The organism is Sphingomonas sp. R647, assembly GCF_020177055.1.
Classification (GTDB): domain Bacteria; phylum Pseudomonadota; class Alphaproteobacteria; order Sphingomonadales; family Sphingomonadaceae; genus Sphingomonas.
This window is the reverse complement of record NZ_JAIQXT010000001.1, coordinates 362,436-385,909: the sequence shown is the minus strand read 5'-3', so window position 1 is coordinate 385,909 and position 23,474 is coordinate 362,436. Positions and strand designations below refer to the sequence as shown.

21 protein-coding genes and 2 tRNA genes are annotated in these 23,474 nt (G+C 66.9%); 7 read left to right on the top strand and 16 right to left on the bottom strand.

The genetic code is table 11. The features are described from left to right. Positions 1 to 30: 30 nt before the first annotated feature. Genes K9B35_RS01710 through K9B35_RS01690 form a run of 5 tightly spaced genes read right to left on the bottom strand, consistent with a single transcriptional unit; the run spans position 31 to position 4,699 of the window. The gene (locus K9B35_RS01710; protein WP_224920074.1) at positions 31 to 1,014 is read right to left on the bottom strand and encodes a DNA polymerase III subunit delta'; all 984 of its coding nucleotides are present in this window, start codon (positions 1,012 to 1,014) and stop codon (positions 31 to 33) included. Next, positions 1,011 to 1,634, bottom strand: a complete 624-nt coding sequence (gene tmk, locus K9B35_RS01705; RefSeq protein WP_224920073.1) for a dTMP kinase — start codon at positions 1,632 to 1,634, stop codon at positions 1,011 to 1,013. The genes K9B35_RS01710 and tmk overlap by 4 nt, the downstream gene beginning before the upstream one ends. After that, on the bottom strand, positions 1,631 to 2,797 hold the full coding sequence (locus tag K9B35_RS01700) for a D-alanyl-D-alanine carboxypeptidase family protein (RefSeq protein ID WP_224920072.1): 1,167 nt from the start codon (positions 2,795 to 2,797) through the stop codon (positions 1,631 to 1,633). The genes tmk and K9B35_RS01700 overlap by 4 nt, the downstream gene beginning before the upstream one ends. Positions 2,798 to 2,826: 29 nt before the next feature. Further along, on the bottom strand, positions 2,827 to 3,669 hold the full coding sequence (locus K9B35_RS01695; protein ID WP_224920071.1) for an SPOR domain-containing protein: 843 nt from the start codon (positions 3,667 to 3,669) through the stop codon (positions 2,827 to 2,829). Further along, positions 3,653 to 4,699 (bottom strand): lytic transglycosylase domain-containing protein, encoded by a 1,047-nt coding sequence (locus K9B35_RS01690; RefSeq protein ID WP_224920070.1) that lies wholly within the window; start codon positions 4,697 to 4,699, stop codon positions 3,653 to 3,655. The genes K9B35_RS01695 and K9B35_RS01690 overlap by 17 nt, the downstream gene beginning before the upstream one ends. A 104-nt stretch (positions 4,700 to 4,803) precedes the next feature. Between K9B35_RS01690 and K9B35_RS01685 the strand changes: the two genes are divergently transcribed. Then, positions 4,804 to 4,893, top strand: a tRNA-Ser gene (locus K9B35_RS01685). 228 nt (positions 4,894 to 5,121) lie between these two features. Here the strand turns inward: K9B35_RS01685 and K9B35_RS01680 are convergent. Beyond that, entirely contained in the window at positions 5,122 to 5,541 is a 420-nt protein-coding gene (locus tag K9B35_RS01680; RefSeq protein ID WP_224920069.1) for a hypothetical protein, read from the bottom strand. A gap of 267 nt (positions 5,542 to 5,808) precedes the next feature. Further along, on the bottom strand, positions 5,809 to 7,389 hold the full coding sequence (locus K9B35_RS01675) for a tetratricopeptide repeat protein (protein WP_224920068.1): 1,581 nt from the start codon (positions 7,387 to 7,389) through the stop codon (positions 5,809 to 5,811). Between the two features lie 1,548 nt (positions 7,390 to 8,937). Here K9B35_RS01675 and K9B35_RS01670 point away from each other — a divergent pair. Genes K9B35_RS01670 through K9B35_RS01660 form a run of 3 tightly spaced genes read left to right on the top strand, consistent with a single transcriptional unit; the run spans position 8,938 to position 12,594 of the window. Next, positions 8,938 to 9,984, top strand: a complete 1,047-nt coding sequence (locus tag K9B35_RS01670; RefSeq protein WP_224920067.1) for an extracellular solute-binding protein — start codon at positions 8,938 to 8,940, stop codon at positions 9,982 to 9,984. A gap of 56 nt (positions 9,985 to 10,040) precedes the next feature. Further along, the gene (locus tag K9B35_RS01665; RefSeq protein ID WP_224920066.1) at positions 10,041 to 11,561 is read left to right on the top strand and encodes an ABC transporter permease; all 1,521 of its coding nucleotides are present in this window, start codon (positions 10,041 to 10,043) and stop codon (positions 11,559 to 11,561) included. A gap of 10 nt (positions 11,562 to 11,571) precedes the next feature. Further along, on the top strand, positions 11,572 to 12,594 hold the full coding sequence (locus K9B35_RS01660) for an ABC transporter ATP-binding protein (RefSeq protein WP_224920065.1): 1,023 nt from the start codon (positions 11,572 to 11,574) through the stop codon (positions 12,592 to 12,594). A gap of 75 nt (positions 12,595 to 12,669) precedes the next feature. Here K9B35_RS01660 and K9B35_RS01655 read toward each other — a convergent pair whose 3' ends face one another. From K9B35_RS01655 to K9B35_RS01635, 5 genes are all read right to left on the bottom strand, one after another. Continuing rightward, positions 12,670 to 12,876 carry a hypothetical protein gene (locus tag K9B35_RS01655; protein WP_224920064.1) on the bottom strand — a complete coding sequence of 69 codons (207 nt, stop codon included), beginning with the start codon at positions 12,874 to 12,876 and terminating at the stop codon, positions 12,670 to 12,672. Further along, the gene (locus K9B35_RS20255; RefSeq protein ID WP_224920063.1) at positions 12,873 to 14,894 is read right to left on the bottom strand and encodes a prenyltransferase/squalene oxidase repeat-containing protein; all 2,022 of its coding nucleotides are present in this window, start codon (positions 14,892 to 14,894) and stop codon (positions 12,873 to 12,875) included. Before K9B35_RS20255 ends, K9B35_RS01655 begins: the two co-directional genes overlap by 4 nt. Then, on the bottom strand, positions 14,891 to 15,829 hold the full coding sequence (locus K9B35_RS01645; protein WP_224920062.1) for a hypothetical protein: 939 nt from the start codon (positions 15,827 to 15,829) through the stop codon (positions 14,891 to 14,893). Before K9B35_RS01645 ends, K9B35_RS20255 begins: the two co-directional genes overlap by 4 nt. Beyond that, positions 15,829 to 16,950 (bottom strand): cytochrome P450, encoded by a 1,122-nt coding sequence (locus K9B35_RS01640; protein WP_224920061.1) that lies wholly within the window; start codon positions 16,948 to 16,950, stop codon positions 15,829 to 15,831. The genes K9B35_RS01645 and K9B35_RS01640 overlap by 1 nt, the downstream gene beginning before the upstream one ends. A gap of 65 nt (positions 16,951 to 17,015) precedes the next feature. After that, positions 17,016 to 17,162: a hypothetical protein gene (locus tag K9B35_RS01635; protein ID WP_224920060.1), complete on the bottom strand. Its 147-nt coding sequence runs from the start codon at positions 17,160 to 17,162 to the stop codon at positions 17,016 to 17,018. 178 nt (positions 17,163 to 17,340) lie between these two features. Here K9B35_RS01635 and K9B35_RS01630 point away from each other — a divergent pair, with 178 nt between their 5' ends. Next, positions 17,341 to 17,631, top strand: coding sequence for a PqqD family protein (locus K9B35_RS01630; RefSeq protein WP_224920059.1), 291 nt, complete (start codon positions 17,341 to 17,343; stop codon positions 17,629 to 17,631). Between the two features lie 15 nt (positions 17,632 to 17,646). After that, entirely contained in the window at positions 17,647 to 19,614 is a 1,968-nt protein-coding gene (locus K9B35_RS01625) for an asparagine synthase-related protein (protein ID WP_224920058.1), read from the top strand. 551 nt (positions 19,615 to 20,165) lie between these two features. Here K9B35_RS01625 and K9B35_RS01620 read toward each other — a convergent pair. The 4 genes from K9B35_RS01620 to K9B35_RS01605 all read right to left on the bottom strand — a co-directional run bounded on the left by K9B35_RS01620 (position 20,166) and on the right by K9B35_RS01605 (position 22,670). After that, positions 20,166 to 20,363 carry a hypothetical protein gene (locus K9B35_RS01620; protein WP_224920057.1) on the bottom strand — a complete coding sequence of 66 codons (198 nt, stop codon included), beginning with the start codon at positions 20,361 to 20,363 and terminating at the stop codon, positions 20,166 to 20,168. Positions 20,364 to 20,369: 6 nt separating this feature from the next. Then, positions 20,370 to 21,422 (bottom strand): Leu/Phe/Val dehydrogenase, encoded by a 1,053-nt coding sequence (locus K9B35_RS01615; protein WP_224920056.1) that lies wholly within the window; start codon positions 21,420 to 21,422, stop codon positions 20,370 to 20,372. Positions 21,423 to 21,513: 91 nt separating this feature from the next. Next, positions 21,514 to 21,590, bottom strand: a tRNA-His gene (locus K9B35_RS01610). Positions 21,591 to 21,641: 51 nt separating this feature from the next. Next, on the bottom strand, positions 21,642 to 22,670 hold the full coding sequence (locus K9B35_RS01605) for a hypothetical protein (RefSeq protein ID WP_224920055.1): 1,029 nt from the start codon (positions 22,668 to 22,670) through the stop codon (positions 21,642 to 21,644). A 107-nt stretch (positions 22,671 to 22,777) separates the two neighbouring features. Here K9B35_RS01605 and K9B35_RS01600 point away from each other — a divergent pair, with 107 nt between their 5' ends. Next, a complete protein-coding gene (locus K9B35_RS01600; protein ID WP_224920054.1) occupies positions 22,778 to 23,431 on the top strand; it encodes a prolyl hydroxylase family protein in 654 nt (217 codons plus the stop codon). Positions 23,432 to 23,474 lie beyond the last annotated feature (43 nt).

The following is a 23,474-nucleotide window of genomic DNA, read 5'->3' as shown; positions in this document are numbered from 1 at the left end:
CTAGCGGCTTCTGCGCGGCGGCGAAAGCAGTCAGCGCTTCGCCAGGCGTGCGAGGATGCCGCCCATTTCGAACACCGTCGCCTGTGCGTCGAGCGACTGGGCGAGCGCGACCGGGCCGAGTTGCGACGCGGCTTCATAGACCGCAATCGCTTCGGCCAGCGCTGCGCCGTGCCGTCCGCGTGCTTCGGCGAGGGCGAAGGCGGGGACGCGGGCGAGGAACGCCTCGTAGCGCGGTTGTGCCGCCTTCGACCCAAGCGTGCGGGCGAGGCGGGCGCGGATCGCGTTGTCGGGATCGCCGCGCGCCGCGATGGCCGCCATCTCGCTGTCGATCGATGCGAGATCGAGGCCGGCGAAGCTGAGCGCGCGACCGGGCGACCCCTGCCCCGCGCGGACCAGCGCCTCGACCTCCGCCGCGCTTGCCTCGGGCAGCGCCGCGCGCACTGCGGAGGCAACCTCGCTGTCGGGCAGCGGATCGAAGCGCAGCACGCGGCAACGCGAGCGGATCGTCGGGAGCAGGCGCCCCGGCGAATGGCTGACCAGCAGGAAGATCGTCCCCGCTGGTGGCTCTTCGAGGTTCTTGAGCAGCGCGTTGGCGGCACCCGGGCGTTCGACATCGTCGATCGCGTCGATCACGATGACGCGGCGGCTCGACATGCTCGGCTTGGTCGCGAACATCGGGTTGAGCGCACGGATCTGGGCGATGTTGATCGACCGCGCGATATTCTCACCCGGCTTGTCGGGGTCCTTGGGCAGGCGCATCAGCGCGCGGTAATCGGGGTGTGCGCCCGACTCGATCAGCTTGCGGGTAGGGTTGTCCTCGGGGAGGTCGAAGTCATCCGATGGTGCGACCTGCCCCGCCCCTTCGGCCAGCAGTCGCGCGGCGGCGGCGCGGGCGAAGGTCGCCTTGCCCAGCCCTTCTGCGCCCGCGATCAACCACGCGTGATGCAGCTGCCCGCTCGACATGGCGGCGCGAAATGCGGCCTTTGCCGCGGCGTTGGGGCCGGTTGACGTCATGGCAGCAGGTCGGACAACGCGCCCATCAGTGACGTCGTGACGTCATCCACACTGCCCGAGGCGTCGATCAGACGCACGCGATCCGGCTCTGCTGCAGCAATGCGGCGGAACTGCGCCGCGACGGCGGCGTGGAAGTCCGGCCCGCGCGCGCCGAAGCGATCGGCGGCGCCGCCGTCGCGATCCAGCGAGCGGGCATGGCCTGCGCCATCGGGCAGATCGAGCACGAGCGTGCGGTCGGGCAACAGGCCCTTCGACCCGAAGCCGTGCAGCGCGAGGATCGCGGCGTCGTCGATATCCTGCGCGCCCTGATAGGCGCGGGTCGAATCGACATAACGGTCGCACACCACCCAACTGCCCGCCTCGACCGCCGGGCGGATCAGCTTTTCGACATGATCCGCGCGCGCGGCGGCGAACAGCAGGGTTTCGGTGTGCGCGCTCCAGCGAGTCACCGCGCCCTGCATCAACAGGCCGCGGATCGCCTCTGCCCCCTCGGTCCCGCCCGGTTCGCGGGTGAGCACGACGTGGATTCCCCGCGCCTCAAGCGCGGCGGCGAGCCGCTTTGCCTGGGTCGACTTGCCCGCGCCCTCCCCGCCTTCGAGGCTGAGGAAGACGCCCCTCACGCGCCGAACAGCGACATGAGGCCCGCCCACATGCGACCGAAGAAGCCCGCCTCACCGACATCGGCGGCGGCGACCAGCGGCAGGCGCTGTTCGGGCAGGCCGGGCGAGGTGACGACGAGGTCGGCGATATGCTGGCCGGCCTTGATCGGCGCCTTGATCGGGCCCTGATAGACGACGGTCGCGCGCAGATTGGGGTTGGCGCCCGAGGGAATGGCGATGGCGAGATCGCGAGGTGCAACGAGGCCGACCTGCGCCGCATCGCCGAGCTGGACATCCGCCTGCTCGACCGTGCGGCCCTTGGTCACCAGCTTGCGCGAGGACCATGCGCGGAAGCCCCAGTCCATGAACTTGACCGACTCTTCGATGCGCGCGTTGAAGCTCGTCAGCCCGGCGACGACCATGACCAGACGGCGGCCATTCTGCTCCGCCGACCCGGTAAAGCCATAGCCGGCCTCTTCGGTATGGCCGGTCTTGAGGCCATCCGACCCGCGCACGCGGCCGAGCAGCGGGTCGCGGTTCGCCTGGGTGATCGGCGCCCCACCCATGGTGCTGCCGAAGGTGAAGCTCTCCTTCGAATAGAAGCGCTTGTAGAGCTCGGGGTGGTTGCTGATCGTCGCCTTGGCGAGCTTCGCCAGATCGCGTGCGGTGACCATCGTGCGGCCGGCATCCGGCCAGCCGTTGGAGGTGCCGAAGCGGCTGTTGTTGAGGCCGATTTCCTTGGCCTTCTGGTTCATCAAATTGACGAACGCTTCCTCGGTCCCGGCGAGATGCTCGGCGAGCACGACGCACGCATCATTGCCCGACACGACGATGATGCCGTTGAGCAGATTTTCGACGCTGACCTTCTGACCCGGTGACAGGAACATGGTCGAACCCGCTGACGGACCATGCCATTTTCGCCACGTCTCCGGACGGACATCGGCCATGTCGGACAGCTTCAGCTTGCCCTGCTTGATCAGGTCGAACGCGACATAGGCGGTCATCATCTTCGCCATCGACGCCGGCGGCATCTGGCGATCGGCGTCCTTGGCATAGAGCACCGCGCCCGACGACAGATCCTCAAGATAGGCGACCGGGGCAGCCGTCTCGAACGGGGGCGTCTGCGCGGTGGCGGGCGCGAGCACGAGCGAGAAGGCGGTGGCGGCGAGCAGGAACTTCTTCATGGGGCTTTGTCGGTCCAAGGGCTTGAGGGTCAGGGGATCGAAACGATGCGCGCGTCGCCATAGCCGCGACGCGCGACATCGGCACGCGCGCGCTCGGCGGCGCTGCTGTTGGGATAGGGGCCAAGCTGCACGCGATACACGCCGCCGCCGGGGCGGACGATGCCGCCCAGCGTGTCGGCGAGCGCGCGGGCCCGGGCGGCGCTGGAGAGCGCGGCGACCTGAACGAACAGGCCGCGGGTGGCGGGGGCTGTCTGGGTCGGGCGCGGCGTAGGTCGGGTCGCCGGGCGCGGTGGCGGTGTCGACACGGTCTCGCGCGGGGTGTCGCCCAAGCGACGGCGGAGGCCGGCGAGCAGCGCTGGCGGTGCATCGGCGCGCATCGGCGCGGGCTGGCCGGCGGCGAGCGCAGTCGCATCCTGCCCGGTGACGCTGACGCGGCGGACGCGGACCGGCGGGTTGCCGGTGACGCCCAACTGGCGCGCGGCGCCGCCGGACAGCTCGATCAAGCCAGTCCCCTGCCCGCGGATCAGGACGAGAATCGTCTTGCCGGTGTCGAGTGCGGTAACCTCGGCATGGGTGCCCTGCGGCAGCACGCCGCTGAGCGCGAACACGCCCTCCCCCGCGCCCGCATAACCGGCATAGCCGACGCGGTCATAGCGTTCCTCGCCGGGGCGCAGGCGCGAGCTGCCCTGCGGTCCTTCGCCGATATCGGGGCCGCCTTCGGGTCCGGACGGTGCGCCATAGCCGGCGCCGGGGCCGGATGGTGCAGCCTCCTGCGGCGCGGCAGGTGCCGGTGGCAGTTCCTCAAGGCCCCCGCCCCCGCTGCACCCCGCCAGCAACGCGGCGGCGGCGATGGCACTAATGTTCGACTTCATCAGCCAGCAACCCCACCGAAAGCGCATAGAAATTGGAGCAGTTATAATCGAGGATCACGCGGTAATTGCCGGTGAGCAGATAGGCGGTCTTGCCGGGGCCGTCCGGTTCCAGCAGCGTCGCCTGAACATGATCGGCGGGCCAGCTGCCCGATTGCGGGACGATGCCCAGCGCGCGCCATTCGGCCATGCTCCGCCACTGCGAATGCCGCTCGAACACCCGTGTGCAGCGGGTCGGAACGGTGCCGTTGACCAGCGCCGTGCGGTTCAGGCTGGACGGGACGTTGACGGCGACCCCCCAGGGCTGACCCGGACGCCAGCCCGATGCGACAAAATAGTTCGCGATCGACGCCAGCGTATCGGCTTCGTTTGACCAGATGTTCGCGACACCATCGCCATCGCCATCGCGCGCGAGGCGGAGATAGACCGAAGGCAGAAATTGCGGATAGCCGAACGCACCCGCCCAGCTGCCCTTGAGCGATTCGCGCGGCACGCCGCGGTCGACCATCTTCATCGTCGCGATGAACTCACCAGCGAACAGATCGCGGCGGCGACCTTCGTACGCAAGCGTGGCTAGGCTGCGCGGCAAGTCGAACCCGCCGGTGTAGCTGCCGTAGTTGGTCTCATGCCCGAAGATCGCGACCATGATCGATTCGGGTACGCCGGTCTCTCGCTCGACGCGCTCCAGCTTCGAACGCAGCCGGCGATAGGTCTCACGTCCGCGATTGATCCGCGCGGCATCGACATGGCGCGCCTTGTAGGGGGCGAAGGCCGGGATCGCCGCCGTCGAACTGCCCGGCTGATCGCGGTCCAGCTCGATCACGCGCGGGTTGTAGGTGAGCGAAGGCAGCACCGCATCGAGCGTCCGCGCGCTCACCCCCTCGCGCAGCGCCTGCTCGCGCAGCGGGCCGTTGATATAGGTCTGGAACCCCGCCTCATCCTGCGCGACCGCAGGAGCGCCGCCAACGGCGACCGCCAGGACTGCCGTTCCAACCAGGATGAACCGCCGTATCGAAGACTTGAAGCTACGCATGGCATGTCTCTGCCACACGGCGCGGCGGGCATGAACCCCCTTAGGCGGTGAAAACACGCCCTCTTGCGGAAAACACGTCGAAAGCACTAAGGCGCAAGCCGCGCGGAGAGATGGCCGAGTGGTTTAAGGCAGCGGTCTTGAAAACCGCCGTGGGTGGAAGCCCACCGTGGGTTCGAATCCCACTCTCTCCGCCAGCTTGCTCCGCACGCCATTGAAATATCATGCAAATTGGCGACTGGCTGAGTTTGGTCCCACTTTCGGCCCATTTGCAACCTGGCATTAGTCCGCGTTAGGCGAGTGTCTGGCGTACGTCCGTTCCCTGGCCGTTTGCAGACTGTCCGGTTCTGGTGAGGAACGGGTCAAAGCCGCGCGTCGGCTTTCAGGTAAGCTTCGATGGGCGCAGAATGTCCACAACTGGGTGGCTAGCGGACTTTCCGCTTCATGCGTGAGGCGCATTCTTGAGAAGATGCGAGACGCTTCAGTTTCGTGATCTTGCTGAAAACAAACTGGCTCCCCTCCCACGGCTGCATGTAAGTCGGTCTGCGAGGGGCGACAAATCCCTGGCCGACGATACGAAAGCAAATCGTCTCATTAGGTCGGTGAACATATGCATAGTTCACGGGATCGGAATAGACCTTCCGCCATTGGCCCTCATTTATCAGAAAACCCATGATCTTCAGGTCCGTACGCTTGTCCGGCAAGAAATTCGGATACTCCCAATGCGCGTCGAGATAGCCACTAACCCATTGCAACTCCTGCGTGTCGATTCGAGCGTTGCCCGCAGTCGCGGTCGATCCAACCGCAAGAACAATGCAAAAGCTGAGGGTCGCGAGCTTGTTCATCTTGTTAGTCTGGCAGCGGACGCCGATGACAACAACGGTGTCGACACAAGAAAGTCGGCTTCGGGCGGAATTGGGGCCGTAGCTGCCTGGTCGGTCTTGGGATAGTGGAGGTCCACCGGGAAGGGCTCGAACTGGGTGACTTCCAGATAGTCCACTTCAGGTCGCCAAAACGCGCTCGCTGACATTCAGTGCCAGCATCCCGGAACCAAGGCGTTTGAACGCGGTGACCACGATGTAGCCGATAATCCCGGCCAGTCGCGCATCGCTTTAACGCGCGCCAGCCGCCAGATCCCACGCCGCCCGCACCTGCCCGGTATAAATCGGTCGATATGCCCGCAATTCCGCTTGAGCCGCCGGGCCGAAATCACGAAACGATGCTACCCGCTCCACGACCCCGCGCTCGGCCTCCCGATACAGGCTGCGCACACCCGCAGCGCCCTTGCGCTGCACCTGAATATTTGCCGCCATCGCCCAATATCCCACGATGCGATCCGGATGCGATCTCACCAGCCCGTCCCTGATCGCCAGCGCCTTGCGAAACAGCGATTCCGCTTCCGTATACCGACCCTGTGCGTTGATATTATGCGCCAGATTACTCCAGCTCGTCGCGATGTCCGGGTGCCCCGTTGGCAGCGCCGCCTCGTACAGCGCAAGTGCCCTGCGATACAGTGGCTCGGCTTCCGCATATCGCCCCTGTGAAGCGATGTTGGCCGCCAGATTGTGCCAGCTCAACGCGATGCTCGGGTGCCCCGCCGGCAGCGCCGCCTCGCGCAGCACCAGCGCCTTACGATACAGCGGCTCGGCTTCTGCATGCTTCCCTTGTCGGTTGATGCTGTGCGCCAGATTGTTCCAGCTCATCGCAATGTCGGGGTGCCCCGCTGGCAGCCCAGCCTCGTACAGCGCCAACGCCTTGCGATACAGCGGTTCGGCTTCCGCAAACCGACCCTGTGCGTCGACGTTGGCCGCCAGACTGTTCCAACTCGACGCGATGTCCGGGTGCCCCGCTGGCAGCGCTGCCTCGCGGAGGGCCAGCGCCTTACGAAGCACTGGCTCGGCTTCCGCATATCGGCCCTGTGAACCGATGTTTGTCGCCAGATTGCTCCAACTCGTCGCGATGTACGGGTGCCCCGCTGGCAGCGCCGCTTCGAGCAGCGCCAGCGCCTTGCGGTACAACGGCTCGGCTTCCGCATCTCGCCCCTGTGAACCGATGTTGGCCGCCAGATTGTTCCAGCTCATCGCAATGTCGGGGTGCCCCGCTGGCAGCGCCGCTTCGTAGAGTGCCAGCGCCTTGCGATGCAGTGGCTCGGCTTCCGCATACCGCCCCTGTGACTCGATGTTAGCCGCCAGGTTGTTCCAGCTTTTCGCGATGTCCAGATGGCCCGCTGGCAGTGCAGCCTCGCGCAGCGCCAGTGCTTTACGATACAGCGGGTCAGCTTCCGCATACCGCCCCTGTGAGCTGATATTAAGCGCCAGATTGTTCCAGCCCGTCGCAATTTCCGGGTGCCCTTCTGGCAACGTGCGGGTAGCAAGCAACAGCGCACTACGGGCATAGCCCTCGCCCGTTTTTGGATCGCCGGCTTGTCCCGCTATGTTGGACAGCGCGAGAAGCAGGTTCAGACATTCGTCTGCCGCTGGTTTTGATTCGTCGCATTTGGCCAGTTCACCGCGCAATGCCGTCAGCGCCGCGGCGAAATCACCCTTTTGAAACGCCGCTACCGCCGCATCCCCATAGGGCCAACGCTCAGCCGCAAGCACAGGCCGGACGATCAGCGCCGCCAGCGCACAGGCAATACCAAGGGTTCGCATCCACGCCACATTATCCTTCTGTCTCGACAACGAAACAGACAATCCCGGTCAGGGGCCTACACCACAGACGCCGGCTAAAGTCAGTTCCTTGGGGGGTTGGCGCCAAGAAATGGCTTTGCCAATTTCAGTTTTTGGGCGCGGAGAGGGGTATGCAAATGTCGCCTCGGGGGTCGTTTGCAGCCCGTGCGCTGATGGGACTGTGTTACGAGCGAGCGAACGTCGAATGATGGGTGGGAAGCTGCCTCTCCGGTCGCTACAGCACGAGTCGTGAGTATCGCGCTGCCGCTCCCAGCCATTTTGGCGCTCCTCCTGCTTAGCGGGTGCGGGCAGGATCTCGGTGAGTACGTTGTAGAGACCGTGGGCATCGCGACCGATGTGCCCCTCTCTGACGAAGCATCCACCAACTATGGCCAATTTCTGGAAGTCCGCTTGGCTTCGGACACGAGCCTCACGGCTTTATCTGAGGAGATCGATGGCCTGTATGTGGATGCGGATTTCTGCCCGCAGCGCGATGGAAAAGGCATAATCGCCTTCGGGCCATTCAGTGACAGCGGCGGTGACTTAGGCGTACCATCAATGGCACCACCCTTACGACCGGGAATAGACGGGCAGTTCCATTACCGAATTTACGTACCCGTCGCTCATCATGCTAGCGCCGCAACACAGCCCGGACAAATTCGGTTACCCAGCTACGACCTGAGCAAGACGCCTCAAGCCGTCTGCCTGCGGCTTTTTGCACCTGGGTACAATCTCCTAAAGTCGCGCTCCAAGATTGTTTGGGTACCAGCCGCTATAATTTCTGCAGCATTGAGCGGCGAACCCGCTCCAAGCCGTCCCGCTAACGTCCGCAATGGGGTGGGCACCTGAACGGCAGCTATTCCGCCGGCGTCGCGATTTCCTGCCATTCGGGAACCTACCCCGTTCTGGACATGGGAATTACGCCCGCAGCGATGCGAGCCAGCCTTGGAAAAACTGCTCCTGCAACAGACAGGTTGGCGAGTTCGATAGGTTCGAGTTCGATGCCACTGCCCCTTCTTCCCAACCGCGCGATCCGACGAAGGGGGCGGCAAGGAGCGGACTGGCAGTTCCGCCGATCGGAGGGGCTGCACCCGAAGGGGCCGTAACGACGCGAAGGACCGGCGACGCCGGTTGCGGCCCGCGGCGACGGGATCGAAGGCAACGACACCCACCCTTACTTGGCTGCGGCCGAGACCAGCAACGCCAGCGCAATGCGCTGACCGCCGCATCCTCAAGCGGGACGCGCCTGCCCGCTCAGCCAAGAGCGCACGATTACGCACTCTCGAAGCCGGACGGCCGTCGCGGCGGCGTGCGGAGCTGTGCGTCAGCCGCCGTCGCGCGCGCCGGCTGGATCGAGTGTGCCATGTGCAGAATAGAGACGCTGCGGAACCGGGTGGATTTGCAGAAGTCCGTCAGCGCACGCTCATCAGATAGCGCGTTACGCTGCCGAACGATCGCTGTGGTCCCATCCCTGACGCAGAAGGATGCATCCACAATCCGCCGCGCAGTTGTTGAGAATCGATTGCAATTGCTCTAGGGCGGCGAGGTCATCCACGATCGACTGGAGTTGATGTGTCGAGATTTTTTGCCGTCGCCGCCACCTTCACGCTCGCGCTGACCTCCGCCTGTTCGGACGGCGCCAAGGACGGCAGTGCAGCCGCGGGCGAGCAGGTCGTCAACCTCTACACCGCCCGCCATTATGACAGCGACAATGCGCTGTATGAGCGGTTCACGCGTGAGACCGGGATCAAGATCAACCGGATTGAAGGGCGCCCCGACGAACTCATCGCCCGGATGAAGAGCGAAGGCGCGAACAGCCCCGCAGACCTGTTCATCACCGCCGATGCCGGTGCCCTGTGGCGCGCGCAGCAGGCGGGCCTGTTCCAGCCGGTTCAGTCCGAGACGCTGACCGCGCGCATTCCGGCCAACCTGCGCGAACCCGGCGGTAACTGGTACGGCTTCATGCGCCGCGCGCGCGTTGTCGCCTATGACGCGTCGAAGGTGCAGCCGGAGGAGATTGACGACTACGCCAAGCTCGCTGGCCCGCGCTTCAAGGGCAAGATCTGCGTCCGCTCGTCCGACAGCGTCTATAACCTCTCGCTCGTCGGTGCGCTGATCGAGGCCTGGGGACCGGAGCGCGCCGACCAATGGGTCAAGGGCGTCGTTGCCAACATGGCACGCCCCCCGGAGGGCGGCGACCGCGACCAGATCCGGGCGGTGGGCGCAGGCGTGTGCGAAGTCGCGCTGACCAACAGCTATTATTATGTGCGGATGGCCACCGGCGAAGACGCGGCGGATCGCGCGGTCACGCAGAAGGTGAAGCTTGGCTTTCCCAGCCTCGACGGCAAGGGCGCGCATATCAACATCTCCGGCGGCGGCGTCGCGGCCAATGCGCCGAACAAGGCGAATGCGCTCAAGCTGCTCGAATTCTTCGCCTCTGCCGACAGCCAGACGCATATCTCAAAGAACAATAACGAATATCCCGCGTCGCCCGACGTGCCGGCACCGCCCCCGGTGGACGCCTATGCGACGTTTACCGCCAACCCGATGAGCGTCGCCGCCTTCGCGGCGCGTCAGCCGCAGGCCCAGTCGATGATGAGCGCGGCGGGTTGGCGCTGACGGCGCCGCGCCAACGCGTTTTTCCGCGCATCTCGATCCCGGCCGCCCTTGCAGGGGTGGCCGGGATTGCCGTCGCGCTGCCGCTGATCGGGGTGGTGTTCGCCGCGCTGGGCAGCGAGACCGCAGACATCGCCGGGCGCGACATCGTCCGCTATGCCGCTACCTCCGCCTGGCTTGCGCTGCTCGTCGGTATTGCCACTGCGGTCACCGGCACGGTCGCGGCCTGGCTGGTGGTGATGCACCGTTTTCCCGGGCGCGACCTGTTCGCCTGGGCGCTCGCGCTCCCGCTCGCCGTCCCCGCCTTTGCGCTGGCCTATGGCTATGCCGATCTGCTCGATGTCGCGGGGCCGTTGCGCAGCTGGATGCGCACCGATCTTGGCTTTGACCTGCCGTTCGGGCTCCGCAACAGCGGCGGGGCGGCGTTCGTGCTGTCCTGCGCTTTCTATCCCTATGTCTATCTCGCGATGCGCGCCGCTTTCGTGAACCAGTCGGTCAACATTCTCGAAGCCGCGCGGATGCTCGGCTGCAGCGGGTCACAGGCGCTGTGGCGGGTCGCGCTGCCGATGGCGCGACCGGCGCTCGCCGCGGGCGTCGCGCTCGCAGTCATGGAGACGCTCGCCGATTATGGCGCGGTCCAGTTTCTCAGCGTCCAGACCCTCACCACCGGGGTCGTGCGCGCCTGGTCGGTCTATGGGTCGACGGTCAGCGCCGCACGCTTCGCGCTCCCGCTGCTGGCGGCGGCGGCACTGTTGCTGTGGATCGAACGGCAGGGGCGCAGGGGCAGCACGCATGAATCAGGACGGGGGCGCTGGCGCGACATGCCGGTCCGGCCGCTCGCGGGACCCTGGGCCTGGATGGCAACTGGATTTTGCGCGGTCCTGCTGATCGCGGGCCTCGTGCTTCCGGTCGGCTGGCTCGTCTGGAATGTCGCCGGAACCACGCCCGACTGGCCGCGCCTAACCCGGGCGGCAAGCCACAGCCTGTCGCTCGGCATCGCTGGCGCGATCGTCACCGTGACCCTGGCAACCATGCTTGCGCTCGGAACCCGGCGGCTGCCGCTCGCCGGACGGCTGGCGAGCCTTGGCTATGCGACGCCGGGCGCGGTGATGGCGATCGGGTTGCTCGCGCCGGCGGGGATCATCTGGGGGCTGTTGCCGGGATCGGGCACGGCGGTGGGCATCGTCCTGCTCGTCTATGCCTATGCCGCACGACTGATGGCGGCCGCGCTCGAACCGATCGACGCAGGCCTGACGCGGGTCACCCCGTCGATGATCCAGGCGGCCCGGACGCTTGGGCGCAGCGAGAGTGGCGCCGCCTTTGCGGTCGAGCTTCCGGTGGCGCGGGGTGCGATGCTGACCGCCGCTCTGATCGTGTTCATCGACGTGCTCAAGGAGCTGCCCGCGACGCTGATCCTGCGACCGTTCGACTTCGATACGCTGGCGGTGATCGCCAGCAACTACGCGCTCGACGAGCGGCTGGGCCAGGCCGGGCTGCCCTCGATCCTGATCGTCGCGCTGTCGCTGCCTGCGGTTGCATGGCTCACGCGCCGGATTGCGCGGGCGCGGCCCGGCACGTAGGCGCAAGCGGATGACCCACCCTGTCCTAGACGTTCGCGCCGTCTCGCGCCGCTATGGCGATCGGCAGGCGGTGACTGGCGCCAGCTTTACCCTGACGGCCGGCGGCGTCGCCTGCCTGCTCGGCCCGTCGGGCTGCGGCAAGAGCACGCTGCTGCGGATGATCGCTGGGCTGGAGCCAGTGGATGGCGGCGAAATCCACCTGGGCGGCACGATCGCCTCGCAGCCCGGGCGGGCGATCGCACCGGAGGATCGCGGGGTCGGGCTGGTGTTTCAGGACTTCGCGCTGTTTCCGCACCTCAACGTCACCGACAATATCGGCTTTGGTCTGCGCGGTCGCCCGAATGCAGAGCGCGCGGTGCGGGTCGAAGCGATGCTCGCGCGCTTTCATATCGAGCATTTGGCGCATGCCTGGCCGCACACCCTGTCGGGCGGTGAGCAGCAGCGGGTGGCGATCGCCCGCGCGCTGGCTCGCGACCCGGCCCTGGTGCTGCTCGACGAACCCTTTTCCGGCCTGGATGGCCAGCTGCGCGCCGAGGTGCGGGCGGCGGTGCTGACCGATCTGCGCGCGACCGGGACGAGCGTGCTGATCGTCACCCATGACCCGCGCGAAGCGATGCAGGTGGCCGATCATCTGATCCTGATGTCGCACGGACAGGTGTTGCAGACGGGAACCCCGGAGGATTGTTATCGCACCCCTGTGTCGGTGGCGGCCGCGCGATTGCTGGGAGAGTCGCTGGTCTTTCGAGCGCACGTTCGGGCCGGGGTCGCCCAGTGCGTGATCGGGACGTTTGACGCGGGGGGGCAGCCAGATGGCGACGCGGTGGTGATGGCGCGTCCCGATGCCCTTGCCCTGTGCGAGACGTCGCCCATCCGTGCCGAGGTGATCGAAACCCGGTTCTCCGGGGACGCGACCGACGTGATGCTGCGGATTGCCGAAATCAACTTCTCCCTCTGCGTCCGGGGCGATGCGCCGCGGCCGGGGGAGCAGGTCGGGATCGCGGTCGATTCGAATCGAGTCCGCGTCCTTGGCTGAACTGACGCGGTCTGCGGCCTGGTATCGGCCTCTGCTGCACCGGAGCGCAAATCCTGTCGCGTCATCTCCATCGCGTCAGGAAGTCACCCTGCGCGCCCGCATCATCAGCCGAAAGCCTTGCTCGATCGACGCCGCGTCGAGCGCGATCCCCTGCGCGGCGGCGAGCGCGACGAGGTGTGCATAGTCAATCTGCGGCGGTGCGGCCCCCTGCAGCGGAAGGTCTTTCGCCCGCGCGAGAAAATCGATCGCGCGCTGAATATCCTTGGGCGACGCGTGCGTCATGCGCCGCCTCGGTCGCGCCGCGCCGCCTGGTCCATCACCATCAGCACCGCCGCCGTGGTGAAGCTGCGCCGGATGTCGAGCAGCACAGCGCCGCCCGGATCGCGCCCAGCCGAGTCGGGTGCCGGAAACAGCATCGGCGCGCCTGCGACCCAGCTTCCATCGTCGCACTGTTCCGCCGCCAGCAGGTCGAGCATCGCCGCGGCGCGGGCGCGATCGTCCTTGTCGCCGCGCATCAAGATCGAGGCCAGCCATGCGCGGTCGAATGGTGACGCTGTGGACAATTTCTGTGCCCGTGCCCAGCCGATTGCCCGCTGCGTCACCGCCGCGTCGGCACCAACGCTGTCGAGTGCCAGCGCGGTGGCGAATGCGTCGGTTTTCCACCACATGGCGTGCCAGCCCCCCTCGGGCTGCTGCCGCTCGCGCAGATACCCGTCGAGCGCCCCGTCCAGCAGCGGTGCTGCATTTGCCGCCACGCAGTCATGCGACCCGCGCCACCCTGGCGCCGCGACCGCCATCGCGCCGATCCGGATCGGGGTCGAGGGCGCATAGGTCGCGATCCCTCCATCGGCGAGGCGGTGACACGCCAGAAACGCGCGCGCGCCGTCAATGCACCCCGATCGCGGCGCGACGGCGTTGAGAAATTTGAGCGCCCAGGCGGTGCTGTCGGCATCGGCCGGGCTGACCGCGTTATAGCCCCAGCCCGATCCTGGCCGCCATCGCGCTTCGATTGCGCGCCGCGTCTGATCGAGAAATTCCGCGAGCGCAGGGCGTTCGAGTCGCGCGAGGGCGAGCCCGACAAAGGCGGACACCCACTCGTCGCTGCTGCCGTTGACCAGCCTGAAATCATCCCACAGGTCATCCTGCCGGCGTGCGGCGAGCAGGAAGCCGACCGCAGCCTCAATCGCCTCACCGCGACTGCGCGGCGGTTCAGCGGGTGCAAGTGGCGTTGACTTGCGCGACCAGTGATGCTGCGCCGACACATAGGCCTTTGCCTCGGCCGCGCCCTGCAGCCCCAGCGTCAGCTTGACGTGCGACAGCTGTACTTCGAACCACGGCAACAGCGTCGGCTCGCTCGCCGCCGCAGCCAGCAGCCATTGCGCCGGCCATGCCTGCCCCGGTGCCTCGGGCAGCAGCGTTCGCGAAACCGTCAGCAGCGCCGCGCGCTTGTCCGGCGCGCACAGCCCCGCGCCGACCAGCATATCGAGCAGCTGCTCCCAGCGCGGCTCCTGTTGGGGCGGGGCGTCCAGAAATACTTCGAACCCGATCCGGGGCAGCACCGCGCGATCGAGGTCGAGCGCCACCGTCACCCGGTCGCTCGCCGCCGCCAGCCGGTCGAACCATGTGACCGCTGGCGCAATCTCGCCGGGCCAGCCGATCGCCTGAAGGACCGCACCTAGCGTCCCGCGCTGGACCGCGCGCAGATTGATCCGCACCCCTGCCGCACGCCCGGACATCGCCCCGACATGGCTGATCGAAAAATCCAGCGGCAGCGCGTTGCACAGCGCCTCCACCGCGCGGCGCCCGGCTCCGCCCGGCTGGAGGCGGTCAATCAGATCGACCGCCAATGCGCGGCGCGATCGGCGCGCGGTCGCGGGGTCGCGCCGTAAATCGACGGGCAGGAACACAGCAGGGGTCGCGACCGCGCCGGGCGCGTCCGTCACATCCCATTCCAGAAAGATCTGTTCGATGTCCCCGGCAAGCCCGTCAGTGTCATCGGCCCAGTCGATAAGAAACGTGCGGATCGGATCGTTGGGCGCGTCCGCCAGATGCGCAGCGAGGAGCGCGGGTTCGCCATGCGCCCGCGTGATCCGCTGGTGGAGGTCGATCCGCCGATCCCCATCGGCGAGGCGCAGCTCCAGCGCAATCCGCGGGACCGACGAGAAGCCCGCGACGACCTGCTCGATCCGCTGTCGCGCGGCCGGATCGACCAGCGCCGGGTCGCATCCGGGCCACAGCAGCGCGAGGCAACCGACCGGCGAAAGCGCCGCCCCCCCGCTGTGCATCGTCGCACCGCTCACGATCCCATCAGCGCCGTAATCTTGCGTGCCGATTCAGCCAGATTTGCAAGTCGGTCGGGCAGCGTGACGCGATAGATACGCGCCTGACCGGCAAGCCCCGAAATCACGCCGGGGTCGAGCGATGGTGGCGCGCCCGCAGGGGCCAGCGGATCGGGCGTGCCGTTGTCCAGCATCGCGCGCATCACTTCGATCGCCGTTGCCGGGACGCACTCGACCTCGGCGAGATCGCGCCGGCGCGGGCCAAGGATCAACAGCGCGGTGACCGGCGACACGGGCGGCGCGACGCTGTCCGGATCGGGCGGCAGCAGCAGCTTGCCGTCATCGGTCTCGTCACCCTCGGTCGCTGAGCGCCAGCGCGTGCTCAAGCCCTGCGCACCGAAATGCGCCACCGCCGCCGGCGTCAATTTGGTCTGACGATGCCCGGCAAAGCAATGCCACACGCCGTCGATCGCGGCGACACGCACCAGATCGTCCGCCACTACCGACCAGCCAAGTTGCTGAAGCGCCGCCGACAATGTCGACTTGCCCGCCCCCTTGTGCCCCATCACCACGATCGTGCTGCCGTCACGCGACAGGGCGGCCGCGTGAAGCGAGGGAAGTCCGCGGCGCACCAGGATGGTCCGCATCACCGGCTCGCAGAACAGCCCGACCACATCGCATTCCGCGACTTGTGGAGCGACGCGGGTTACGACCTCGCGTCCATCGGGCGATACGCTGAAGCGACAGCGGACTCGGCCCTGCGTACCGAACACATGATGCGTAACGATTCCGCCGGGGGCCGCCTCACCCTCGACGCGCAGGAATGAAACGCCGTCATGCGGTTCGCACGGCAAATCGTCGTCGCGGATGACCCGCCACAGGATATCGCGATCCGCGCGGGCGGGCGTGTCGCCATCGACCCGCTCGACACTGAGCCCGTTTATCGATGTGGGCATCATGCGGTGTCGACATGGATTGCGACCACGCCCTGCTCATGGGTGCGGATCATATCGCGGACAATACGTGCTTGGGGGCTCGCGGGATAGGCGGTCACAAGCGCGCGGATCGCAATGCAGAGAGTCGTGCGCGCAAGATGAGCACCGACACACAGGCTGGGTCCCCCGCCAAAGGCGATGTGCTTCGACGCATCACGTTCGGGATCGAATGTGTCGGGATCGACAAAGGCGCAGGGGTCACGGTTGAGCGCGCCGAGCGGCATCCGGATCTCGGTACCCGCCGCCAGCGTCATCCCCGCGCAGTCGACTGGTGCGGTCGTTGTACGGACCAGCGTCATGTTCGTGGGCGGACCTAGCCGGATTCCCTCTTCGACCAGCTTTTCGACTGCCAGCGCGCCCGACGCGACCGCGTGCCACAGATCAGGTCGCTCGATCAGTCGGGCGATCAGCCCGGCCAGCGCCTGGACGCTGGTCTCGTTGCCGAACATCAGCAAAATTGCATGGGATATCGCTTCGTCGCGGGTCAGCGCGCCCGCATTCACCGCATCGATCATGACCCGCGCACCGACCGCTTCACGCGGCAGCGGCCCCTCCCAGAGCGTGTCGATCATCTGCGCGGCTGCAGCCAGTGCGAAATAGGGCGCAGGCTCGTTCGACACCGCGGCGACCGACCGCACGAACGGCGCCATCATGGCAAAATGCCCGTGCAACATCGCGGCCTGAGCACCGCATACACCGAAATGCGCCAGAAAGGGCTGGCGAATGAGGGGGGCAACGAACTCGCCGACCAGCTCCATCTTCTGGTCTTCCCGCCCGGGTGTCAGGAGTTCGAGTGCCAAAGTCGCACTCTTGCCCAATAGCCCCGCGATCGCGCGCGGCGCGAGCGCGTTCGCGGCAATCTTTCGCACCCGGGCATGACGCGCGCGATCCTTGCCCCACATCCACAGCGCGCGCAGCGCGACCCCGCGCGCGATCAGCGCCGCGCTGGCCGAATGCCCGGGAACCTGCTGCAGCGCGACGCTGCCGTCCCATGGCCCGACGGCAGGACTGGCGAGCAAGGTCTTGGCATCGGCGAGCGCGGAAACAACGAAGCTTCCCGCAGTCGGCTTCGGTGCGTGCATGACGCAATGCTCCCACGCGGTCGCCGTGAGGCGACCGCTATTCTGTTCAGAACCCGCAACGATGTTCAGGAATAGCCGGCGCCACCGCCATTGCCGTCCCCGGGCGCACCCCCGGAGAGACGGTTCTCGGTCAAGGTATTGACGTCGCCATGCTCGACCAGCTCCGACGGCTCGAACGGCAGCTTCGCGTCCTCATGCGTATTCATAGTCATCGCCCCCTAATTTGCGTGATAACTAAAGCGCCCAAGGTATTGAGTCAAAGTGGAAGAGCGGGTGGTCTACGCGCCGATTGGTGCTGCTGCGCCCGGCAATTGCATCGAACAGGCCCATCCGCTAGCCCGCCGCAGCGGTGTCGCTTCCGGCCCGCTCAAGATGCGGTCGGTTTAGTTCATGTCAGATGTTGCGTTGTACGACGGCAGCTTTCGACTGTCGGAGAGCCTGATAATCGCTGAGGTCGGCGATGAAAGTGTCATTCTGGCGATGGAAACGTCGAAATATTTCGGGTTGAAGGGGGCGATGCGCGCGCTGATCGGCGATCTGCGTGACGGGAGCGGGTTCGAGGCCTTGGTCGGTACGCTGTGCGCGAAGTTCGACGTGACGCGTGACGCGGCGGCAAGCGACCTGGCAAGCGTCATCCCTCAGCTGCTCGCGGCGGGCCTGATCGTCCACGACCGCGATTAGCGACGGGACCGGGCGATGACCGCAATCGCGGGCCTGTGCTACTATGACGGCCGTCCGGTCGGGCCAAAGCTGGCGCGGATGCTCGACGCCCAGGCACGTTACGGCCCCGATGATCGGCGCGACTGGAGCGCGGGGGGTGTCGGCCTCGGGCGCAACCTGATGCACATGCTGCCCGAAGACCGCTTCGACCGCCAGCCACTGACCGGTGGCGGCGGGCGTTACCGGCTGGTCGCCGATGTACGGCTTGACGAACGCGATGATCTCGCCCGCGCGCTCGGCATCGCCGAACCTGATGCGCGTGACCTTAGCGATGCGGCGCTGGTCCTCGCCGCGTTCGAACGTTGGGGAAGCGGCTGTTTCGACCGACTCTATGGCGATTTTGCCGTCGCGATCTGGGACGTGCAGGACCGCGCCTTGCTGCTCGCACGCGACCCGTTCGGCGACCGCCCGATTCATTATTATCGCAGCGGCAGCCTGATCGCCTTTGCCTCGATGCCCAAAGGGCTCCACGCGCTTGATGACGTTCCCTATCGGCCAGATGCCGACCTGCTCGCGCGTTCGCTCGACGGGATATTTCCCGCGCGCGAGGCGAGCTGTTTCCAGCATGTCCTGAAGGTACCGAGAGGCAGCTGCCTGCGGATCGATCAACAGAGCGTTCGTGAGGTGTGGCGCTGGCAAGCCCCGCATACCCGGCTGAAGCTGACCCGCCCCGAAGACTATCACGCCGCGCTGCGTGAGCAACTCGATCGCGCGGTGCAGGCGCGGCTGCGCGGCGCGGAGACCGTCGCCACCCAGTGCAGCAGCGGGCTCGACAGCGGCGCGGTGACCGCGACTGCGGCACGGTTGCAAGGCGCGCTCGGTCGCCGCGTGGTTGCCTTTACTGCGGTCCCGCGCCCCGGCTTCAATGCCAGCTTCGTCCCCGGTCGGATCGTCGATGAAGGCCCGCTCGCCGCGACGCTCGCCGCGCGCTACCCCAATGTCGAGCATGTCCGGATCGACACGCGCGGGCGCACGCCGCTCGACGGGCTGGCGCGACTGTTTCAAGACAGCGAGCTTCCGGCCGGTAACCTTGCCAACGAGCCTTGGGCCAACGCGATCTTTGATGGCGTGCGCGATCGCGGGATCGGCGTGCTGCTGATCGGGCAGCAGGGCAACATGACGATCAGCTATAATGGCCAACTTGGCCCCGCGTCCTGGCTGGCTGGTGGGGCCTGGCGCACGTTCGCGCGCGAGGCACGTGCGATGGCGCGCGACGGGCAGCCGTGGCGGAGCATCGCGGCGCTGGCCATCGGGCCGAACATGCCACCCGCGTTATGGGGGTGGCTCGCGGGCGCGCTGGGGCGGGCACCCGATGCCGGTGCAATCAGGCTGATCGCGCCGTCGCGTCGTGTCGCGCTGGGACCTTCTTGGAGACACGCGCGCGCAGGCGACCAGACCGCCGGTAGGGACAGTATTGCGGCACGGGTGGAGGTAATGCAGCGCGGCGATGGCGCGAATTATGGCAAGGCAATGCTGGCGCAGTGGCGGATCGACCGCCGCGATCCGACGGCCGACCGGCGGCTGACCGAGTTCTGCCTCACGGTGCCCGAGGACCAGTATCTGCGCGACGGAATTTCGTCCGCCATGGTGCGGGTGGGACTTGCGGACCGGCTGCCTGAGGCGATCCGGATGTCCCGCGCGCGCGGGCTTCAGGCGTCCGACTGGCATATCGGCATGGTCGAGGCGCACGACCGCCTGGTCGAGGAGGTCGAGGCCATCGCGGCGAGCGATGCGGCAGCGCGGGTGGTCGATGTGATCGCGATGCGGCAGCTGGTGGCGGACTGGCCCGAACATGGATGGGATCGCCCGCAAGTCCAGGCGCGATATCGCTCGGCCCTCCTGTCCGCTTTGGCGATCGGGCACTTTCTGCGCCTCGCGGAACAGCACTTGCGCACGATCCCCCAGAGAAATGGTGGCGCTAGCTGCGACGACGACAGATGCTAGACGGCAGGTTGAAGCAAGATGCCGGCTCGCATGATAATCGTGAACGACAAAAAATTGGGCCGTGCTGAGACTTCGAGCCGCGGGCCGAACGTCGGCGTTCCCGTGTTGGCCTCCCGAAACCTGACCATGTCCTCACTGCCATGAGCTACCCGTCCGCGATTGACGCGGCTGGACGCCTCGTAATGGTGGTAGGCGGACACGCATTGGGCAATGCAGTAGATCAACCCGAGCGGACACCTGCGCGTCGGCCATCACCGCCGCCGATCCGGCCTGGCTCTACTCGCCCTGTAACGAGGCGTCGCCCGTGTGATAGCTGTAGGTCGTCTGGCCCTGCCCCTTGCGGCAGGCACGGTCCACAGCTTGTTCTGCAGGGTCCCTGATCGCGCTACCGTGAGGAGGGTGAACTCCAAGGCGCGTGCGGCCGTTGTGTTGCGCCCCCGCAAATCCTTCATGAACGCGGGTGCCGCAGAGCGGTATGATGGCCCGCGTGACAGTCGCTGGCGCTTGGGAAGTAGCTGGTCGAGGTGTCTGCAGAACCTTTTGGGGGCAGGCTAGTCGTCGCTCATATCGAGATAGGGAACCACGTCGTTCTCCGTCGCGAGCCACAACCCGGCCTGGATGTCTTCCGATTGCTGGCTCGCGATCGCGAGTGCTTCGCTGAGCGGCCCGTAGAACAAGGTCTCAGCGGCCGCATCCTGCTCACTGAGATGGTAGAGGCGCACGCTGGCGGTGCCGAAGACAGTGCGCATCCGGATTTACCCCCGCCCGATCAGCCGCATCGCGATCCGGTCCGCGACTTCGCTTGCCGGGTCGCCGGTGCGGTCGCTTTCGTCCCACACCTCGGTGAGGCGGTCGGGGATGCGGGCGATGCGGGCTTCCACCTCGGCGCGGTCGCCCTGGCCGAGATATTCCAGGCCGACATTGATGATGCCGCCAGCGTTGATGACGTAATCGGGGGCGTAAAGGATGCCGCGCGCGTGGATGCGGGCGCCGTCGCCCTGCTTGGCGAGCTGGTTGTTCGCGCCGCCGGCGACGACCTTGCACTGGAGCGCCGCGATGCTGGCTTCTGTCAGGATCGCGCCCAAGGCGTTGGGGCTGAAGATTTCGGCTTCGACCGTGGCGATCGCGTCAGCCGCGACGACGTCCGCGCCCAGTTCGGCGGCGAGTGCCTGAGCCTTGTCGGCGTTGACGTCGGCGAGGGTCAGTTTGGCGCCGTCAGCGGCGAGGCGGCGGGCGAGGCCGCCGCCGACGCTGCCCACACCCTGCACCGCGACATGAACGCCGGCCATCGAATCGGCGCCGAGCGCGCGCTTCGCCGCCGCCTTGACGCCGAGATAGATGCCGAGCGCGGTGAACGGCCCCGGATCGCCGCCCGCGTTGCCGCCCGCGACGGGCAGGCCGGAGACGTGGCGGGTGCGGGTCGCGATGACCTTCATCCGCTCTTCGGACATGCCGACATCTTCGGCGGTCACATAACGACCACCGAGCGACTCGACCGCCTCACCGAACGCGATCAGCTGCGCCTCGGTGATCGTCGCGCCGGGTTCGGGGGCGAGCACGACGCCCTTGCCGCCACCCAATGGCAGGCTGGCCATGGCGTTCTTGAAGCTCATGCCCCGCGACAACCGCAGCGCGTCGGTGATTGCGGCATTGCCATCGGCATAGTGCCAGAAGCGCACGCCGCCCGCCGCCGGGCCGAGATTGGTCGAGTGGACCGCGATCACCGCGCGCAGGCCGCTCGCAGGGTCGGTGATGAGGTGAACCCCCTCATGCGCATCGAAATCAGGCAGGTCCCACACGGCGGTCATGGCGCTTCCAGTCGGCTAAGAATATTTCGAGGGCGCGTAATATTCTTCCGCACCGGCGAGCGCCAGCCCAAAATATCAGGGGGTGGGAAAATGGGGCGACCGACGGGACTTGAACCCGCAACTTCCGGCATCACAAGCCGGTGCTCTAACCAATTGAACTACGATCGCCGTGAAGGGGCGCGCTTAGCGGCGCCTCTAACGAGCGTCAAGCGCCTGTGATCATGCCATCAACAGATGCGGGTGTGCAGAGGCCGCAACCGGCCCCGACCCGGCCGCGCGGGCGATCCGGATGGCGGCTTCGGCGGTGATTCGCCCCTCGCGCGCCAGCGCCCGCGCCGATCCGGCGAGGGTCGGGGTGCCGACAAAGGCATGGCGCGCGAGAATCGCGATGTCGCCGCCCTCAGCCAGCAAGCGGCGCAGACCGGGATCGACCGCGACCGTCTCAAACAGCATGACCGATCCGGCAAAGCCGGTGCCGTCGCACGCGCCACAGCCAGCGGCGCGGTAGATCACCGTCCCCGGATCGACCCCGAGCAACGCCGATTCGGAGCCCGCCGCCTGAGTCGGGCGGCGGCAGGTCGGACAAAGCCCCCGCTCCTCTCGCGCAGCAATCGCGACCCGCAGCGCAAACGCGAGCAGGTGACGCTCGACGCGTGCGGCGCGGAGGCTAGCGATTGCCGCCATGACATCGGGCGCGTCGACGCCGAGCACGATACGGACGCCGCGCTGGGCGTGGTCGAATGCAGCGGACAGCACCGCGCGGTCGCCATCGGCGCGCAGCAGGATCGCGTCGCAATCCATACGCGCGGCGGCGTCGAGATCGGCGCGATCGGCATCGACGTGCACGATATGGCGCTCACCGGGCGCGTGGACGGCGGCGGCCATCGCGGCAGTCAGTGTCGCGGGATCGTCCGAAGCGATCAGGATCACCCCGCCTGCGGCCAGTGTCTCGCGCTCGATCGCCGCGCGCATTGAGCCGGGCATGCCGAGGTCCGCAAAGCCGCCGACCACTGCGCTGCGATGGATCAGGTCGATCACGACGCGGTCCCCGCGCCGCGTCGCATTGGGAAGCGCCTGTGCGGCGTCGATCCAGTCTGCGCGCGCAACGACGCTGCGCACCGGCGCCAGACCGGCGACGGTGCGGACGAGGACACGGACACCCTCCCCCTCCCGCACCAGATGCAATGCAGGGATACCCGCATCGATCGCGGCCTGTACCAGTTGGTCGAGCGTGTCGGCGTCGCGCATGTTGCTGCGCTATGGCGTCGATGTGACAATTCGCCTGCGTTTTGGTGACGCTTTTAAGTCGTGCGCCGCCTCTGGATGCGCGCAATCGCTTCTGGCAAACCCGCGCGATGATCGCTCCCTCACCCGCCGCCGGATTTCCGATCGAACCCGTGATTGAGCGCCTGAGCGCTCGGCCCCGCATCCAGAAGGTGCCGACGCCGAAGCTGACCTTGTTCATGCGCAAGGGGTTTCTGGACGCGGACTTCTGTGCCGAACTGATGGCGATGATCGATCGCGACCGGCGGCCGTCGACGATTTCGGACTATAATGGCGACGACGTGTTCCGCACCAGCGAAACCTGTGATCTGGCGGCGGACGACGCGGCGGCACAGCGGCTCGACGCGATGATCTGTGACTTTATCGGCCTCGATCCCGCACATGGCGAGCCGCTGCAGGGCCAGCGCTATGCCGTGGGACAGGAGTTCAAGGCGCATACCGACTATTTCGAGCCGACCGGGGTCGATTTCGAGAAATTCTGCGCGGTGTCGGGGCAGCGGACCTGGACGGTGATGATCTACCTCAACGCGGTCGAGGCGGGCGGCGCGACCCGGTTCAAGGCGATCGACAAGCTGGTCCAGCCCGAGCCGGGGAAGCTGCTCGCGTGGAGCAATTTGCGGCCCAACGGCACGCCCAACCCCTCGACGCTGCACCATGCGATGAAGGTGCGCGCAGGAACGAAGTACGTCATCACCAAGTGGTTTCGCGAACGTCCCTGGGGGTGAACAGAAAAGGGCCGCCCCGGCGGGACGGCCCTTTCGTTTGTTG

Coding starts and splice junctions, on each gene's coding strand:
- K9B35_RS01710 (WP_224920074.1), bottom strand. CDS start 1,014: ATGACGTCAACCGGCCCCAACGCCGCGGCAAAGGCCGCATTTCGCGCC.
- K9B35_RS01700 (WP_224920072.1), bottom strand. CDS start 2,797: ATGAAGAAGTTCCTGCTCGCCGCCACCGCCTTCTCGCTCGTGCTCGCG.
- K9B35_RS01695 (WP_224920071.1), bottom strand. CDS start 3,669: ATGAAGTCGAACATTAGTGCCATCGCCGCCGCCGCGTTGCTGGCGGGG.
- K9B35_RS01690 (WP_224920070.1), bottom strand. CDS start 4,699: ATGCGTAGCTTCAAGTCTTCGATACGGCGGTTCATCCTGGTTGGAACG.
- K9B35_RS01680 (WP_224920069.1), bottom strand. CDS start 5,541: ATGAACAAGCTCGCGACCCTCAGCTTTTGCATTGTTCTTGCGGTTGGA.
- K9B35_RS01660 (WP_224920065.1), top strand. CDS start 11,572: ATGACCCACCCTGTCCTAGACGTTCGCGCCGTCTCGCGCCGCTATGGC.
- K9B35_RS01655 (WP_224920064.1), bottom strand. CDS start 12,876: ATGACGCACGCGTCGCCCAAGGATATTCAGCGCGCGATCGATTTTCTC.
- K9B35_RS01645 (WP_224920062.1), bottom strand. CDS start 15,829: ATGCCCACATCGATAAACGGGCTCAGTGTCGAGCGGGTCGATGGCGAC.
- K9B35_RS01640 (WP_224920061.1), bottom strand. CDS start 16,950: ATGCACGCACCGAAGCCGACTGCGGGAAGCTTCGTTGTTTCCGCGCTC.
- K9B35_RS01635 (WP_224920060.1), bottom strand. CDS start 17,162: ATGACTATGAATACGCATGAGGACGCGAAGCTGCCGTTCGAGCCGTCG.
- K9B35_RS01630 (WP_224920059.1), top strand. CDS start 17,341: ATGTCAGATGTTGCGTTGTACGACGGCAGCTTTCGACTGTCGGAGAGC.
- K9B35_RS01625 (WP_224920058.1), top strand. CDS start 17,647: ATGACCGCAATCGCGGGCCTGTGCTACTATGACGGCCGTCCGGTCGGG.
- K9B35_RS01620 (WP_224920057.1), bottom strand. CDS start 20,363: ATGCGCACTGTCTTCGGCACCGCCAGCGTGCGCCTCTACCATCTCAGT.
- K9B35_RS01615 (WP_224920056.1), bottom strand. CDS start 21,422: ATGACCGCCGTGTGGGACCTGCCTGATTTCGATGCGCATGAGGGGGTT.
- K9B35_RS01605 (WP_224920055.1), bottom strand. CDS start 22,670: ATGCGCGACGCCGACACGCTCGACCAACTGGTACAGGCCGCGATCGAT.
- K9B35_RS01600 (WP_224920054.1), top strand. CDS start 22,778: ATGATCGCTCCCTCACCCGCCGCCGGATTTCCGATCGAACCCGTGATT.